The following is a 16346-nucleotide window of genomic DNA, read 5'->3' on the forward strand; positions in this document are numbered from 1 at the left end:
GATGGCCGACGGCGCCGAACAGCCAGGCCGGGTAGCCGACAGCGAATTCAACAACCAGTGACAGGAAAGCGATCAGGATCGACATGAAGTCTCTTGATGGAGCGGCGACAGTGGTGGATCACGGCGGAAGCCTTGGCCGGGCGAGGGCGCTTTTCCCGCACGCGCCACAACCCTTCGTCGACCTCTCGACCGGTATCAATCCGCACTCCTATCCGTTTTTCGAGTTGCCCGCCACCGCCCTGTCGCGGTTGCCGGAAGCCGCGCGCGCTCGCGAGTTGGCCGGCGTCGCGGCAAGCGCCTATGGCGCTCCATCGGCGGCGAATGTGATGTCGGCGCCTGGCACGCAGATCCTGCTGCCGCGCGTTGCCTCGCTGGTGCGTCCCGGCAAGGCGCTGGTGCTCGGGCCGACCTATGCCGAACATCAGCGGGCAGCGGCGATCGCCGGCCATGCTGTGACGGAGGTCGATGATTTCGAAGCCCTGGCAGAGGCCGACCTTGCCATCGTCGTCAACCCCAACAATCCGGACGGGCGCATCATCGAACGCAAGAAGCTGCTTGCGCTTGCGGGAAAATTGCGCAGCAAAGGTGGATTGCTGGTCGTCGACGAGGCGTTCATGGATGTCGGTCCGCTTGGCGAAAGCCTGACCGGCGATGTCGAGCAAGGCGGCATCGTCGTGCTGCGATCCTTCGGCAAGTTCTTTGGCCTCGCCGGCCTGCGGCTCGGCGTTGCACTGGCCGACACGCTGACGGTCGAGCGGCTGGAGGCGCAGTTCGGGCCATGGGCGGTCGCCGGACCGGCGCTCGAATATGGTATCCGCGCACTTGCCGACAGCGGTTGGCAGGCCGAGATGCGACGCCGTTTGGCCGAGGATGCGGCGCGGCTCGATGCGCTGTTCGGCCGCTTCGGCGTGCCTGTCGCCGGCGGCACCACGCTGTTCCGCTATCTCAGGCTGACGGATGCCGCCGGCCTGTTTTCGGGGCTTGGCGAGCGCGGCATCCTGCTTCGGCATTTCTCCGGCCGGCCGGAGGTGCTGCGCGCCGGGCTGCCGGGTCCGGACGAGGAATGGCAGCGGCTCGAATCGGCTCTTGCCGACTGGGCGCAACAGCGCGACGATAAGATCAGGGAGGTCCAACAATGATCCATGTCTGTTCGCTGTCGAAAGTCGAGGAAACGGTCGCTAGAACCGGCGCCGAGCGGCTGCTTTCCCTGCTGGCCGCCGGCACTGAGGTGACGCGGCCGGCGTCGATCGCCAGGGAAGACCATCTGCATCTGGTCATGCACGACATTGCGGTGGCGCAAGAGGGCATGACCATGCCGGGCGAAATACATGTCCGTGACTTGCTCGATTTTGCGCGCCGATGGGATCGTGCGAGGCCGCTGGTCGTACATTGCTATGCCGGCATCAGCCGTTCGACGGCCTCGGCCTACATCATCGCGGCGGCCTTGGCACCTAAGCGCGACGAGGTCGAGTTGGCGCAGACGCTGCGCGCGCTATCGCCCTCGGCGACGCCCAATCCGCGGCTGATTGCGGTCGCCGACGCGCTGCTTGATCGCAACGGCCGTATGATCGAAGCAATCCAGGCGATCGGGCGCGGCGCGGAGGCCTTCGAAGGTGCGGCGTTTGCGCTGAAGATCGACGCCTAGGGCGTGTTGAGATTCAGGTGATACCGGCCTGCGAAAGACGGGTTTTCTGCGCTTCCGGTGCTCACGTACCCAAATGTACGCTGCGCTCCGGTTCTCGAAACCCATCATTCTCGGCTCGGCCTGACCTGAATCTCAACACACCCTGGTCTAGGGTTTCAAGCCAGCCAGTCGACCAGCTTCGCCTTGCGCACGTCCTTCAAGAGGCTGATGAAACCGTCGGCCTGATGGATGGCGGTAAGCCTGCCCTTTTCGGCCGTTGCAATGCTGGCATCGCCGACCACGCCGTTCGGGTTGAGATCGGTGGCGATCCAGGCGAAGGCATGCGTTCCGGTATGGCGCAGCAGCGAAAATTCCTTTTCGGCGCGGGCGACATTGGACACGAAATTGTCGGCCTTTGCCATGTCGACCAGATCCGGCCGGAAATGCAGCATCAGCGAAGTCTCGACATCGCCGCCATGAATGCCGTGGCGGTCCTCAAGCGCGGTATACATGCCGGCCGGCCGACCAAAGCGCTGCCAGCTCGTCTTCACCGCCAGCATCTTTGCGCGCACGCGCAATTCGCGCGTGATGATGCCCATGATCTCCTCGTTGCCGCCATGCGAGTTGACGACGATCAGTTTCCTGATGCCGGCGCGCGCTATCGACAGGCCAAGCTCGGTCCACGCCTCGATCAAGGTCGCCGCCGGCAGAGTGAGGGTCCCCGGCGCATGCAGGTGCTCGTTCGACTTGCCCACCGCCTGGACGGGCAGGATGCGGATGTCGAGATCACCCGGCAGGCGGGCGATCACCGTGTCGAGCATGCCGGTCATGATCGAAGTGTCGGTCGAAACCGGCAGATGCGGCCCGTGCTGTTCGATCGCTGCCACCGGCAGAACGGCGATCGTCGCCTCCGGGTCGATGGTGGCGTATTCGGTGGTCCGATAGTCGCCCCACCACACGCGTTTCGCTGCAACGGTCATGTCATGCCTTTTCGATAGGCCTCTTCGATGCAGACCTAGCGCGGGAAGGATCGCCTGTCGATCACCCTGCCGCGATGACCTCGATCTCGACCTTGAATTCCGGCCGCGCGAAACCGGACACGATCATCAGCGTCGAGGCGGGTGCCGGGCTGGTGAACAGGCGGTCGCGGACGTCCATATAGGGCCGCAGGAAGGCGCGGTCGGTGACATAGGCATTGATGCGAAGGATGTCGGAGAGTCCAAGCCCGGCCTCGCCGAGAATCGCTGATATATTCTGGAAACAGAGTTCCGCTTGTGCGCCCGCATCCTCGGGGATCTGATCGTCCGCAGTGATGGCAACCTGGCCAGAACACAGTACCAGCCGTTTGCCGGGCGGCACCTCGACGCCATGGCTATAGCGGGCGAAGGGCGGCTTGATCGACTTCGGCGTGAGGAATTTGAACATGACGATCTCCAGTCTCCGCCAGCCTATCGCATCGGCCCGAAAATCGGGACCGATTTTCGGAAAGCACGATGCGAAGACTCAAAATTTTAGAGCGTACTTTGTGCGTCCAAGTGGACGCACGTCGCTCTAAAGCCGGATTAGGCGAGCCTTCAAGATGCAGTGCATGTTATCAGGGCGATTGTGGACAGGCGTTCAAAAAATAGGCACGATGCCTCCGGTGCAGCATGACCAGTCCGGCCTTCGCGCACGACTGTTGCGCAAGCGGGCGGTCCCGGCGATGGCATGTGTCTTGCTTCTTGAATCGATGGTGTCGAGCTCGGCGCGTGACGCGCCCGAGCCAACAAAGGGTGGTGTGGATGGACGGAAAACTTAAGATTTCGGCTGGCGCGATCATGCTGCTTGCCGCAAGCACGCTGAGTGCGGCAGCGAACGAGAAGGTCACCTTCGGCACCAACTGGCTCGCCCAGGCCGAGCACGGCGGCTACTATCAGGCGGCCGCTGATGGCACCTATGCCGCTTGCGGGCTCGACGTAACGATCATGCAAGGCGGCCCGCAGGTCAGCGGGCGGCCGCTGCTGCTCGCCGGCAAGATCGACTTCTACATGGGCGGCAACATGCTGCAGGCATTCGACGCCGTGCAGCAGGAGATTCCGCTGCGCGTGGTCGCCGCTTCCTTCCAGAAAGAGCCGCAGGTGATCATGGCCCATCCGGGTCAGGGGCTCGACAAATGGGAGGATTTGAAGAACGCGGACCAGTATATCATCGGCGACGAAGGCGCGCAGAGCTTCTTCCAATGGATGGTAACGGAATTCGGCTTCGATCCGGCCAAGCGGGTGCCCTACACCTTCAACCCCGCACCTTTCATTGCCAACAAGAAGTCGATCCAGCAAGGTTACGTGACCTCGGAGCCCTATGCGGTCGCCAAGGAAGGCGGCTTCCAGCCCAATTTGTTCCTGCTCGCCGACTACGGCTTCGATACCTATGCGACGACGATCGAGACCATGCAGGCCACAATCGACAAGCGTCCGGAGGTGGTTCAGTGCTTCGTCGATGGCTCGGCCAAGGGCTGGTACAACTATCTCTACGGCGACAATGCTGCCGCCAACGCGGCGATCAAGAAGGATAACCCAGACATTAGCGACGAGCAGATCGCGTTTTCGATCGAGCAGATGAAGAAATTCGGCATCGTCGATTCCGGCGACACGGAAAAACTCGGCATCGGCGCAATGACCGACGCGCGCATCCAGAGCTTTTACGACAAGATGGTCAAGGCCAAGGTCGTGCCGGCCGATATCGACATCAAGAAGTCCTACACGCTGGCTTTCGTCAACAAGGGCGTCGGGATCGAGCTGAAGAAATAGCACCTGGGCATGATGCAGGAGAAAGTGGCGCAAGCGCCGGCGAGCGCATCGGGCACGGGTCCGATGCTGCTGGCGTTGCGCGGCGTCGGCAAGGTCTTTTCCAATGGCGTGACAGCGCTCAGCGATGTCGACCTGACGATCCGGGAAGGCGATTTCCTCAGCCTTCTCGGCCCGTCCGGCTGCGGCAAGTCGACTGCGTTGCGGCTGATTGCTGGCCTGTCGACGCCGACCTCCGGCCTGCTCGACTGGCGCGGCAGCAGCTCTGTCGACCGTTCGAATATCGGCTTCGTCTTCCAGGAGCCGACGCTGTTGCCCTGGGCCGATGTCTTTGACAATGTCTGGCTGCCGCTCCGGCTGAAGGGCGTGTCGCGGGCCAAGGCTGCGCCTGTCGTGATGGAGATGCTGGCGCGGGTTCACCTGACCGGCTTCGAGAGTGCCGTGCCGCGCGAGCTGTCTGGCGGCATGAAGATGCGCGTCTCGATCGCCCGCGCCATGGTGACCAAGCCGCGCGTTCTGTTGATGGACGAGCCGTTCGCGGCACTGGACGAGATCACCCGCTTCAAGCTCAACAACGATCTTCTGGAACTGTGGCAGGACGAGCGTTTCACCGTCGTCTTCGTTACCCACAGCGTCTTCGAAAGCGTTTTCCTCTCCAACCGCGTCGTCGTCATGGCGGCGCGGCCGGGCCGGGTGTTCAGGGAACTCGCCATCGATGCGCCCTATCCGCGCAACGAAAGCTTCCGTACCTCGCCCGATTATGCCGCGCTCTGCCGCCAGGCATCCGATGTGCTGATCGGCGCCATCAACTCAACCGCCGGACCGCATCATGACGGCCATTGAAGAACATGCACTGACGCTCGACCCCGAGGAGGCGCGTCGCGTGCGCCAGGAACGGCTCGAGCGGATCGGCCGCTGGCTGCTGCCGCTGGCGATCATGGTCCTGGCCATCTGGCTGTGGGATCGCATCTGCGTCTGGAACGACATTCCGAAATACATCCTGCCGCGCCCCGGCGTGGTGCTGCAAACGCTATTCGATGATGCCGGGCTGCTGTTCTCGTCGCTGCTGGTTACGCTGCGGATCACCTTCCTCAGCCTGCTTCTGGCCGTCGTCGGCGGGGTCGGGCTGGCGGTGCTGTTCGCGCAGTCGAAATGGGTGGAAATGTCGTTCTTCCCGTTTGCCATCGTCCTGCAGGTAACGCCGATCGTCGCGATCTTCCCGCTGATCAACATCTACGTCGACAACCAGACGACGAAGCTTCTGCTTTGTGCCTGGATCGTCGCCTTCTTTCCGATCTTGTCCAACACCACGCTCGGCCTCAATTCCGTCGATCGCAATCTGCGCGACATGTTCAAGCTGAACGGCGCGACCCGCTGGCAGCAATTGCGTTATCTCAGGCTGCCGGCGGCGATGCCGTATTTTCTCGGCGGGCTGAAGATCGCCGGCGGCCTGTCGCTGATCGGCGCAGTGGTGGCGGAGTTCGTCGCCGGGGCCACCGGCCAGTCGTCGGGGCTTGCCTCGCGCATCATCGAGGCCGGCTACCGGCTCAACGCACCGCGGCTGTTCGCAGCGCTGATCCTGATCTCGTTCACCGGCATTCTGATCTTCCTGGTGCTGTCGCTGATCTCGCATCTGATCCTGCGGCGCTGGCATGAAAGCGCGCTGAAGCAGGAGCGATAGTGTGATCCCAGCATCTGCCTCTTATCATCTCACCAACGCCCGGCTTCATGCATCACTGACGCTGGGCCTTGCCGCAGCCTCCGACGCCGATGGCTTCGCGCTTGCCGATATCGCCGTCGCCGACGGCAGGATTTCCAGCATTACCGCGCGCAGCCAGTCCAATACATCGGCAGACGCCGTCGAGCTCGGCGGCCGTATCGTCATGCCGTGCTTCGTCGACTGCCATACGCATATCGACAAGGGCCATATCTGGCCGCGAAAACCCAATCCGGACGGCACCTTCATGGGCGCGTTGAACGCCACCGGCGCCGATCGCGCTGCCCGCTGGAGCGCCGCGGACGTCGCCCGCCGCATGGATTTTTCGCTGCGCTGCGCCTACGCGCACGGCACCAAGGCACTGCGCACCCATCTCGACAGCGTCGCGCCGCAGGAAGAGATCTCGTGGCCGGTGTTCGAGACGGTACGGGAGAAATGGCGCGGCCGCATCGAGCTGCAGGCGGCCTGCCTGCTCGGCATCGAAGGTGTGCGCGACAAGAAATGGTTCGAAGGATTGGCCAAACGCGTCGCCGCGGCCAAGGGCGTGCTCGGCGTCGTCACCTATATGCTGCCGGACCTGGAAGAACTTCTCGACCAGGTGTTTACCCAGGCGATCAAGCATGGCCTCGACCTCGATTTCCACGCCGACGAGACCGACGCCGTCTCGGCGATCTCGCTGAAGAAGATCGCGGAGGCGGCCCTGTGGAGCGGTTTTGAGGGAAACATCCTCGTCGGTCATTGTTGCTCGCTGGCACGCCAGCCCGATCTCGATGTGCTGGACACGCTGGACAAGGTGGCGAAGGCGGGGCTCGCCGTGGTGTCGCTGCCGATGTGCAATCTCTATCTGCAGGACCGGCGGGCTGATAACACCACACCGCGTTGGCGTGGCGTAACGCTGTTGCACGAGATGAAGGCGCGCGGCATTCCAGTGGCCGTCGCCTCCGACAACACCCGGGACCCGTTCTACGCCTATGGCGATCTCGACATGCTGGAGGTCTACCGCATGGCGACGCGTATCCTGCAGTTCGATCACCCGGTCGGCGATTGGCCGCAAGCGGTGACTTCGACGCCGGCCAAGGTGATGCGGCTCGATGGTTTCGGCATGCTTGCCGCAGGCAGCGCGGCCGACTTCGTCGTCTTTAGGGGACGGAGCTGGACGGAATTGCTGTCGCGGCCCGAATCGGATCGCATCGTGGTGCGGGACGGCCGCGCCATCGAGCGCCAATTGCCCGACTATGCCGAACTCGATGATCTGATGGAGAAATGATGGACATTGCGGCACTGAAGCGCGAGCTCGACGGTCTGAAGATCGACGACCATCCGGCGATCGTCCAGCAGAAGAGCCGCGATTTCTACTGGTACAGCCCGGTGCTGAAGCAGCAGCTCGACCATGTCACCGGCGACCTGATCGTGACGCCGAAGACGGAAGTCGAGGTAATCCGTGTGCTCGCCGCCTGCCACCGGCATGGCATTCCGGTGACGCCGCGCGGCAGCGGCACCGGCAATTACGGGCAGGCGATGCCGCTGTCCGGCGGCGTGGTGCTCAACCTTGCCGAGATGAATACGGTCAAGATGATCGCGCCGGGCCGGGTCGTTACCGGTCCGGGTGCCGTGCTTGCCGACATCGACAGAGCGACACGCGCGCATTCCGGCCAGGAGCTCAGGATGTCGCCGTCGACCTACAACACGGCATCGATCGGCGGCTTTGTCGCCGGCGGCTCCGGCGGTATCGGCTCGATCCGCTGGGGCGGCCTGCGCGACCTCGGCAATGTCATTCGGCTCAGGACCGTGACGATGGAGGCGGAGCCTCGCACCATGGACCTCACCGGCGAGGAGGTGCTGAAGGTTATGCATGCCTACGGCACCAACGGCATCATCACCGAGGTCGAGATGCCGCTGACCGCCAGCTACGACTGGATCGACGTCATAGTCGGCTTCGACGATTTCATGGACGCAGCCGGCTTTGGCAACGATCTCGCCATCCAGGATGGCATTCTGGCGAAGCTGATCACGCCGATCGCCGCTCCGATCCCCTACGATTACTTCAAGCGGCACCAGAAATTTTTCCGGCGCGAGCACAGCATCGTCGTCTGCATGATCGCGCCGCATGCAATGGACGCCTTTGTCGCCCTTACGGCACGCAGCAAGGGCGAGATCGTCTTCCGCGCCGACAAGGAGGCCGATCTCAAGGGCCTGCCGCCGGCCTATGAGCTGACCTGGAACCACACGACGCTGCGTGCCATCAGGGTCGACCCGACGATTACTTATCTGCAGACCCGCTATCCGTCGCCGGATCACCTCGCTCACGTCAAGGCGATGATCGATCGCTTCGGCGACGAAGTGCCGACGCATCTCGAATTCATCCGCTTCGACGGCGCGATCGGCGTCGCCGGACTGCCGCTGGTCCGCTTCACGACGGCGGAGCGGCTCGACGAAATCATCCGCATCCACGAGGACAATGGCTGCTGGGTCTTCAACCCACACCGCTACACGCTGGAAGAGGGCGGCATGAAGCAGACGGATGAGGTGCAGCTCGCCTTCAAGCGCGAGACCGATCCGCAAGGGCTGCTCAATCCCGGCAAGATGATAGCCTGGGAAAACCCGGACTACGACTATCGCTCGGGCAAGTCGTTCCTGTTCAAGGGTTTGGAGAAGGCGGGTTGAACATCCTCGTTCTCTACGCTCATCCGGTGGAGACCAGTTTCAATGCCGATCTGCACCGGACGATCGTCGAGCGGTTGACGGCGGCCGGCCATGCCGTCGACGACTGCGATCTCTATGCCGAGGATTTCGATCCTCGGCTGACGCGGTCCGAGCGGCTCGGTTATCACGACGAGCGCGGCGCCGGTGATCCGGCAGCATACTATGTCGCGAGGCTGCAAAAGGCCGAGGCGCTGGTGCTGTCATTCCCGGTATGGAATTACGGCTACCCCGCGATCCTGAAAGGCTTTTTCGACCGCGTCTTCCTGCCTGGCGTCTCGTTCAAGCTGGTCAATGGCAAGGTGCAGCCGTCGCTGCACAACATCCGCAAGCTGGCGGCGGTCACCACCTATGGCGGCAGCCGGTTCCGCGCCATGCTGATGGGCGACCCGCCGCGCAAGCTGGTCAAGCGTGTGTTGCGCGCCACGGTCAAGCCAGGTGCCTCCGTCTCCTATCTCGCGCATTATTCGATGAACCTGTCGACCGATGATACGCGCAAGAGATTTATGGCGAAGGTCGCCGCCAGGATGGACGTGTTCTGATGCGGGGGAGGTGCTGAGCCGCGTGATGGGCGTCCTTCTCCCCGTAAACGGGGAGAAGATGCCGGCAGGCAGATGAGGGGCGGCGCAAACATTACTGAAGCTGGCTCCGCCCCTTCGGGCCACCTTCTACCCGTTACGGGGAGAAGAAAAAAGAGCTACATCCGCACCCGTTCCGATTTCGGATCATACATCGGCTTCAGCGACACCTCGGCGGCGAAGCGCTCGCCGGCGATCTCGATCTCGTAGGACGACGACAGCACATCCGCCTCGCTCTCGCCCTGGCAAGGCACGTAGCCGAGCCCGATGGCGCCGCCGAGATGATGACCGTAATTGCCCGAGGTGATCGGGCCGACAATCGTGCCGTCGCGCAGGATCGCCTCATTGTGGAAGAGCAATGGCTCAGGGTCTTTCAGGCGGAACTGCATCAGACGCCGGTTCAATCCGGTCTCTTTCTTCCTCAGCACCGCCTCGCGGCCGATGAAGTCGCCCTTGGCCGTTTTGACCGCAAAGCCGAGGCCTGCTTCCAGCACATTGTCCTCGTCGGTGATGTCGTGGCCGAAGTGCCGGAAGGCCTTTTCGATGCGGCAGGAATCCAGCGTGTGCAGACCGCAGAGTTTCAGGCCGATATCGGCGCCGGCCTCCGCGATTGCCTCGAAGACATGGGCGGCCTGGTCGGTCGAGACATAAAGCTCCCAGCCGAGCTCGCCGACATAGGTGACACGGTGGGCGCGGGCCAGCCCCATGCCAATTTCTACCTCCTGAAACGTCCCGAATGGGTTGGTTTCGTTGGAGAAATCGTTCGGGCTCACCTTTTGAATCAGCTTCCTCGAATCCGGGCCCATGAGGCAGAGAACGGCTTCTGCAGCGGTCACATCGGTGATGACGACGAATTCGTCGGCAACATGCCTGCGCAACCAGGCGAGATCGCGCTGCAGCGTCGCGCCGGGCACGATCAGGAAGTAGGCCGTTTCAGACAGCCGCGAGACGGTGAGGTCGCTCTCGATGCCACCGCGCCGGTTGAGCATCTGGGTGTAGACGATCTTGCCCGGCGCCACATTCATGTCATTAGCGCAAAGCTTTTGCAGGAAACGCGGAGCGTCGCGACCCTCGACACGGATCTTGCCGAACGAGGTCATGTCGAACAGGCCGACGCCGTTTCGGACCGCCAGATGTTCGTCACGCTGGTTATCGAACCAGTTCTGCCGCTTCCATGAATAGCGGTACTCGCGCTCCTGGTCGGGCCTGGCGAACCAGTTGGCGCGTTCCCAGCCGGCGACTTCACCGAACACCGCGCCGCGCGCCTTCAGATGTTCATGCAGAGGGGAGCGCCTGATGTTCCGTGAGGTCGCCATCTGGCGGTACGGGAAATGGTCGGCATAGAGCAGGCCGAGCGTCTCGGAGACTCGCTCCTTCAGGTAACGGCGGTTCTTCTGGAACGGCTGGGCCCGGCGGATATCGACTTCCCACAGGTCGAAGGGCGCTTCGCCGTCGTTGATCCATTGCGCCAGTGCCATGCCGGCGCCGCCGGAGGAGACGATGCCGATCGAATTGTAGCCGGTCGCCATCCAGTAGCCGGAAAGCTCAGGCGCCTCGCCGAGATAATAGCGGTCGTCGGGGGTAAAACTCTCGGGACCATTGAAGAAGGTGTGGATGCCGGCGCTGGCCAGCATCGGCATGCGGTTGACGCCCATTTCGAGGATCGGCTCGAAATGTTCGAAATCCTCCGGCAACTGGTCGAAGCAGAAATCTTCGCGGATGCCATCCATGCCCCAGGGCTTGGCCACCGGCTCGAAGGCGCCGAGCATCATCTTGCCGGCATCTTCCTTGTAGTAGGCGCATTCGTCCGGCACGCGTAGCACCGGCAGGCGGGTAAGGCCGGGGATCGGCTCGGTGACGAGATAAAAATGCTCGCAGGCGTGCAGCGGGATGGTGACGCCATTCTGGGCGCCAAGTTCGCGCGCCCACATGCCGGCGCAGTTGACGACGATATCGGCCTCGATCGTGCCTTGCTCGTCGCCTTGTGCCCAGGAAACGCCGGTGACGCGGCCATCCCTGCTATTAACCTTGGTGACCTTCACATTCTCGACGATCGTCGCACCGCGCTGGCGCGCACCTTTGGCCAGCGCCATGGCGATATTGGCCGGGTCGCATTGGCCGTCGAGCGGCAAATGCACGGCGCCGACCACATCGGAAATGTTGAGATGCGGGTACATCTCCTTGACTTCTCTGGGTGAAATCTCGCGCACGTCGACATCGAAGGCGCGGGCGAGAGACGCCTGCCTGTAAATCTCGTGCTTGCGCTCCTCGGTCAGCGCCACGGTGATCGAGCCGACCTGGCGCATGCCGGTGCCGACATCGGTCTCGGCTTCCAGCTTGACGTAGAGGTCGGCCGAATATTTCGCCAGCCGCGTCATATTCTGCGAGCCGCGCAACTGGCCGATCAGGCCGGCGGCGTGCCATGTCGTGCCCGAGGTAAGCTGCTTGCGTTCGAGCAGCACGATATCGGTCCAGCCAAGCTTGGCCAGGTGGTAGGCGACCGAACAGCCGGAGACGCCGCCGCCAATGAGGACAGCCCTGGCCTTCGTAGGGATTGCTTTTGGGGGCAAGGCGCTCATGCAGCCTCACGGCGATAGGTGGACGCGAAGCGGCGCAAGCGAAGGGCTGCTTCCAAAAGTATCGCCTCGGGCTGGCAGAGGCTGACGCGAATATGGCTGGCAGCTGCCTCGCCGAAGCTCGAGCCGGGCATCACGCCGACCTTTTCCTTGTCGAGGAGAGCCCAGGCGAATTTCTCGTCATCCGGCTCGAGAGCCGATATGTCGAGCATGACATACATGCCGCCTTCGGAGCCGCGCACGGTGACGTTGTTCATGCCGCGCATGGCGTCGAGGACGACGGTGCGCCTTGCGGCATAGCGTTCGGCGATCTCCTTGACGCCGTAGCCGTTTTCCAGCGCCTCGGCGCAAGCGAGGCTGATGAAGGCCGGCAGGCCATAGGTTGTCACCAGATTGAGGCTGGTCAGCAGCGAGATCATCTCTTCGGGCCCGGTCAGCCAGCCCATGCGCCAGCCGGTCATGCCGTGGCTCTTCGACATGGAATTGATGACCAGCGTGCGTTCCACCATGCCGGGCAGCGAACGCGGCGAGATGTGCTCGCCGCCGCCCAGCGTCCAATAGACCTCGTCCGACAGCAGCCAGAGGTCATGCTCGCGGCAAATCTCAGCCAGCTCTTCCAGCCGCTGGCGCGAATAGACAGCACCCGTCGGGTTGTTGGGCGTGTTGATGAGGATGGCCCGCGTGTTCGGTCGAAGGGCAGCGCGAATGTCGGCTTCTCGTGGCTGAAAACCATCCTCGGCGGGTGTCTCGACCACGGTGAAATCGGCGCCCGCGGCACTGAATGTGTTGGGGTAGGTGGCGTAGTAGGGCGCGACCACGATGGCATGATCGCCCTGGTCGAGAACGGCTTGCACCGCCGCGTAAAGCGCCGCCTGCCCGCCCGGCGTGGCGATGACCTGGTCGGGGTTGGTCGCAACGCCGGTGCAGAGGGTCGAGGCCGCCGCCATCGCCTTGCGCAGGCGCGGAATGCCGGGAAGCGGGGTATAGTGGTGATTGCTGGCGCGAACCGCCGTCACGCAGGCTTCAATCGTCTCCGTCGGCGTATCGAAATCATGGTCGCCGACCGACAGCATGATGATGTCCTCGCCGGCCTCCTTGCGTGTCCAAGCGGCGAAATGGACTTCCCAGCCGTCCTTGCCGGAAGGCACGATGCCGGAAATGCGCGATGATGGTCTGGGCATTATGCTTTCAGTCTCTCGTTTTTCGGATCCCACAGCGGTTCGTCCTTCTGCACGATCGCCTGAAAACGCTCGCCGAAGATCTCGACCTCGACCGTGGTTCCCGGTTCGGTCAGGTCGGCGCGCAGCATGCCGAGCGCGATCGATTTATCGATGCGATGGCCCCAGCCGCCGGATGTCGTCTCGCCGACGATCTGGCCGTCATACCACAGCGTCGACATGGTGGGCGCATCGCAGTCGCCGGGGTTTTCGACAACCAGCGTGACGAAGCGTTTCTTGACACCCTGCTGCTTCTCGTTTTGCAGCGCCGCCTTGCCGCGGAAATCCGGCTTGTCCCATTTGACGAAGCGCTCCAGCCCGCCCTGCAGGATCGAATAGTCGGTCGACAGGTCGCCCTTCCAGGCGCGGTAGCCTTTTTCGAGCCGAAGCGAATCCAGCGCGTACATGCCGAACGGCTTCAGGCCATGCTTCTGCCCGGCCGCCCAGACGGCATCGAAGATCGCGGCGGTGTCGTCGACCTTGGTGTGGATTTCCCAGCCGAGTTCGCCGGCGAAGGACACACGCAGCAGCCTTGCCCAACGGCCGGCAATTGTCGTCTCCTGATGCGTCAGCCAGGGCAGAGCAAGGTCGGCGGCGCAGACATCGGCGAGGATTTTTCGAGAATTGGGCCCGGCGAGGATCTGCGTGGCGTATTCCTCCGTCCGGTCGACCAGCTTGAATGAAGCGTCCTTCGGCATGCGCGATTTCAGCCACTCGAAATCGTGCCACTGCGCCACCGCGGCGGTGATCAGCGTCATCAAATTCTCGTCGTGGCGCACGACAGACATTTCGGTGACGATGCGGCCCTTGTCGTCGGCAAAATAGACGAGGCCGATGCGGCCGGGTTTTGGCACGATGCCGGTGACCTGCTGGCTCAGCCATTCGGCAGCACCTGGACCGTCGAGGTTGAAGCGGGAAAAACCAGGCAGGTCCAAAATGCCGGCGGCGTCGCGCACGGCGAGGCACTCTTCGCGGACACGATGCTGCCAGGGCCCGTCGCGGCGGAAGGTCAGCGTCGCGGCTTCCGAGACGTCATCTCCGGCTTGCGCGTACCAGGTGGCGCGCTCCCAGCCATTATAGGCGTCGAAGCAGGCGCCGAGCGCCTTGATGCGATCGTGAATGGGCGACAGCATTCGGTCGCGCCCAGCCGGCCAGGCATGGCGCGGAAACTGGATGGCGTATTCGTTGCCGTAGATCTCCATGCCCTTGGCGACGCAGTAGTCCGGGGCCGAGGCAAAGCTGGTGAAGCGGCGCGGATCGCAGGACCACATGTCCCACTCGGTCTGGCCCTCAGTCACCCATTCGGCCAGCACCTTGCCGGCGCCGCCGCCCTGGGCGATGCCGAAGGTGAAGACGCAGGCCTCGAAGGCGTTCGGCACGCCGGGCATCGGGCCGATCAGCGGGTTGCCATCCGGCGCGTAGGGGATCGGGCCGTTGATGACCTTGGACAGGCCGGCGGTGCCGAGGATAGGCACGCGGGCGACGGCATCGGCCAGATAGTCCTCCAGCCGGTCGAGATCGTCGGGGAACAGCTGGAACGAAAAGTCATCGGGCATCGGGTCATTGTGGCCGACCCAATGCGCACGGCAATTGCGCTCATAGGGGCCGAGATTCATGCCGTTCTTTTCCTGGCGCAGATAATAGGAGGTGTCGACGTCGCGCAGCAGCGGCAGTTTCTTGCCTTGCTCCTTCGACCATGCGGCCAGTTCGGGGATTTCCTCGAACAAGATATATTGATGGCTCATCACCATCATCGGCACGTCGCGGCCGAACATCCTGCCGACTTCGGCCGCGCGGTAGCCGGCGGCGTTGACGACGATCTCGCAGCGGATCTCGCCTTGCGCGGTTTCGACCACCCATTCATCCTTCTCGCGGCGCACGCCGGTGACCGGACAGAACCGGATGATTTTCGCGCCCATGTCGCGGGCGCCCTTGGCCAGCGCCTGGGTCAGCTGCGCCGGATCAATATCGCCGTCGCTCGGATCGTAGAGCGCGCCCTTCAACTCATGCGTTTCGATGAACGGGTAGCGGCGCTTGATCTCGTCGAGTCCGACCACATCGATGTCCATGCCCTGATAGCGGCCCATGCCCTTGGCGCGCTGGAACTCCTGCATGCGCTCGGCCGTATGGGCCAGCCTGAGTGAGCCGGTGACATGGTAGTTCATGGGATAGCCGACCGCATCGGCCAGCCCGCGATAGAGCTCCGTCGAATAGCGCTGCATGTTCATCAGCGACCATGAGGAGGAGAAGGTCGGCACGTTGCCGGCGGCATGCCAGGTCGAGCCGGAAGTCAGCTCGTTCTTTTCCAGGAGCACGCAGTCGGTCCATCCCGCCTTGGCGAGATGGTAGAGCGAGGAGGTGCCGACGACACCGCCTCCGATGATCACCACACGTGCCGTGGTCGGCAAACCGGCCATGTTTTTCTCCAGACCTATATTCAGTAGACAGGTGGCGAAACCACCCAGATGACGACAGCCGGCTCCGCTCCAGGATTGCGCCAGCGGAACGGCTTGCCGTCGAAGCGAAAGGAGTCGCCCTCACCAAGCCGGTGCCAGACGCCTGATATCTCGATGTCGAAGCTGCCGGAAGCGACATATCCGGCTTCCTCCGTCGGCCGGCGCGCCTCGGTCTTCAGTTCAGCACCCGGCGCGAAGACCGAACGCAGCATCTCGAAGCTACCGCCGAGATCGGGCGAAAGAAGCTCCTCTACCAGGCCGGAATCGCTTGTGCCAAGCGTGCGGCGGCTGCCGGCGCGCACGACCACGCCGCGCTCGTTCTCGACAGGCACGTCGTGGCTGAAGAACAGGCTGACCGGCACGCCGAACAATTCCGCGAAGGCTCTGAGATCGCTGAGCGATGGTATCGACAGGCCGCGCTCGACCTGACTGACCCAGCCGACGGAGCGGCCGAGCTTCAAGCCGACCTCGGCAAGCGTCAGCCCGCGCGCCCGGCGCAGAGCCCTGATATCGCCGGCCAGCAGCCGTTCGCGATTTTCCTGCTCCGATCTGACGGCGGTTGACGGCAAAGCCATTTCTCTGGTGAAAAATTCAGGGTAAATTTCATGAGAAGTTAAGTTCGTGAAAGAATCAAGAGGATTTTCATGAGGCCACAAGATTTGCTTGCGCCATTTTGACGGTTCAGGCAAAGGCTC

The 16346-nt window shown here is 63.0% G+C and carries 15 protein-coding genes; 8 read left to right on the forward strand and 7 right to left on the reverse strand.

Annotated elements, in window-relative coordinates:
• Window positions 1–85, reverse strand: an 85-nt coding sequence (locus E5W87_RS03645) for a hypothetical protein (RefSeq protein ID WP_292394218.1), incomplete at its 3' end; no start/stop codon positions are given.
• Here E5W87_RS03645 and cobD point away from each other — a divergent pair.
• A complete protein-coding gene (gene cobD / locus E5W87_RS03650; RefSeq protein ID WP_292394095.1) occupies window positions 84–1139 on the forward strand; it encodes a threonine-phosphate decarboxylase CobD in 1056 nt (351 codons plus the stop codon). The genes E5W87_RS03645 and cobD overlap by 2 nt on opposite strands.
• On the forward strand, window positions 1136–1645 hold the full coding sequence (locus tag E5W87_RS03655) for a tyrosine phosphatase family protein (protein WP_292394097.1): 510 nt from the start codon (window positions 1136–1138) through the stop codon (window positions 1643–1645). Before cobD ends, E5W87_RS03655 begins: the two co-directional genes overlap by 4 nt.
• Window positions 1646–1800: 155 nt before the next feature.
• Here E5W87_RS03655 and E5W87_RS03660 read toward each other — a convergent pair whose 3' ends face one another.
• Both E5W87_RS03660 and E5W87_RS03665 read right to left on the reverse strand, forming a co-directional pair.
• The gene (locus E5W87_RS03660; RefSeq protein ID WP_292394099.1) at window positions 1801–2604 is read right to left on the reverse strand and encodes a creatininase family protein; all 804 of its coding nucleotides are present in this window, start codon (window positions 2602–2604) and stop codon (window positions 1801–1803) included.
• A 61-nt stretch (window positions 2605–2665) separates the two neighbouring features.
• Complete coding sequence (locus E5W87_RS03665) at window positions 2666–3049, reverse strand: RidA family protein (protein WP_292394101.1); 384 nt, start codon at window positions 3047–3049, stop codon at window positions 2666–2668.
• Between the two features lie 356 nt (window positions 3050–3405).
• Between E5W87_RS03665 and E5W87_RS03670 the strand changes: the two genes are divergently transcribed.
• From E5W87_RS03670 to E5W87_RS03695, 6 genes are read left to right on the forward strand one after another with little or no spacing between them, the layout of a single operon-like run.
• Entirely contained in the window at window positions 3406–4410 is a 1005-nt protein-coding gene (locus tag E5W87_RS03670; protein ID WP_292394103.1) for an ABC transporter substrate-binding protein, read from the forward strand.
• A 9-nt stretch (window positions 4411–4419) separates the two neighbouring features.
• The gene (locus E5W87_RS03675; protein WP_292394105.1) at window positions 4420–5250 is read left to right on the forward strand and encodes an ABC transporter ATP-binding protein; all 831 of its coding nucleotides are present in this window, start codon (window positions 4420–4422) and stop codon (window positions 5248–5250) included.
• On the forward strand, window positions 5237–6088 hold the full coding sequence (locus E5W87_RS03680; protein WP_292394107.1) for an ABC transporter permease: 852 nt from the start codon (window positions 5237–5239) through the stop codon (window positions 6086–6088). Before E5W87_RS03675 ends, E5W87_RS03680 begins: the two co-directional genes overlap by 14 nt.
• Before the next feature lies 1 nt (window position 6089).
• Window positions 6090–7391 carry a cytosine deaminase gene (locus tag E5W87_RS03685; RefSeq protein ID WP_292394109.1) on the forward strand — a complete coding sequence of 434 codons (1302 nt, stop codon included), beginning with the start codon at window positions 6090–6092 and terminating at the stop codon, window positions 7389–7391.
• Complete coding sequence (locus tag E5W87_RS03690; protein ID WP_292394221.1) at window positions 7391–8788, forward strand: FAD-binding oxidoreductase; 1398 nt, start codon at window positions 7391–7393, stop codon at window positions 8786–8788. Before E5W87_RS03685 ends, E5W87_RS03690 begins: the two co-directional genes overlap by 1 nt.
• Window positions 8785–9366: an NAD(P)H-dependent oxidoreductase gene (locus E5W87_RS03695; RefSeq protein WP_292394111.1), complete on the forward strand. Its 582-nt coding sequence runs from the start codon at window positions 8785–8787 to the stop codon at window positions 9364–9366. Before E5W87_RS03690 ends, E5W87_RS03695 begins: the two co-directional genes overlap by 4 nt.
• A gap of 155 nt (window positions 9367–9521) precedes the next feature.
• Here E5W87_RS03695 and E5W87_RS03700 read toward each other — a convergent pair whose 3' ends face one another.
• From E5W87_RS03700 to E5W87_RS03715, 4 genes are read right to left on the reverse strand one after another with little or no spacing between them, the layout of a single operon-like run.
• Window positions 9522–11981: an FAD-dependent oxidoreductase gene (locus E5W87_RS03700; RefSeq protein ID WP_292394113.1), complete on the reverse strand. Its 2460-nt coding sequence runs from the start codon at window positions 11979–11981 to the stop codon at window positions 9522–9524.
• Window positions 11978–13159, reverse strand: a complete 1182-nt coding sequence (locus E5W87_RS03705; protein WP_292394115.1) for a pyridoxal phosphate-dependent aminotransferase — start codon at window positions 13157–13159, stop codon at window positions 11978–11980. The genes E5W87_RS03700 and E5W87_RS03705 overlap by 4 nt, the downstream gene beginning before the upstream one ends.
• Window positions 13159–15612: an FAD-dependent oxidoreductase gene (locus E5W87_RS03710; RefSeq protein WP_292394117.1), complete on the reverse strand. Its 2454-nt coding sequence runs from the start codon at window positions 15610–15612 to the stop codon at window positions 13159–13161. Before E5W87_RS03710 ends, E5W87_RS03705 begins: the two co-directional genes overlap by 1 nt.
• A 20-nt stretch (window positions 15613–15632) precedes the next feature.
• Complete coding sequence (locus tag E5W87_RS03715) at window positions 15633–16226, reverse strand: XRE family transcriptional regulator (RefSeq protein ID WP_292394120.1); 594 nt, start codon at window positions 16224–16226, stop codon at window positions 15633–15635.
• Window positions 16227–16346 lie beyond the last annotated feature (120 nt).

Origin of the sequence: Mesorhizobium sp., assembly GCF_004962925.1 — a bacterium.
Taxonomy (GTDB): Bacteria; Pseudomonadota; Alphaproteobacteria; order Rhizobiales; family Rhizobiaceae; genus Mesorhizobium.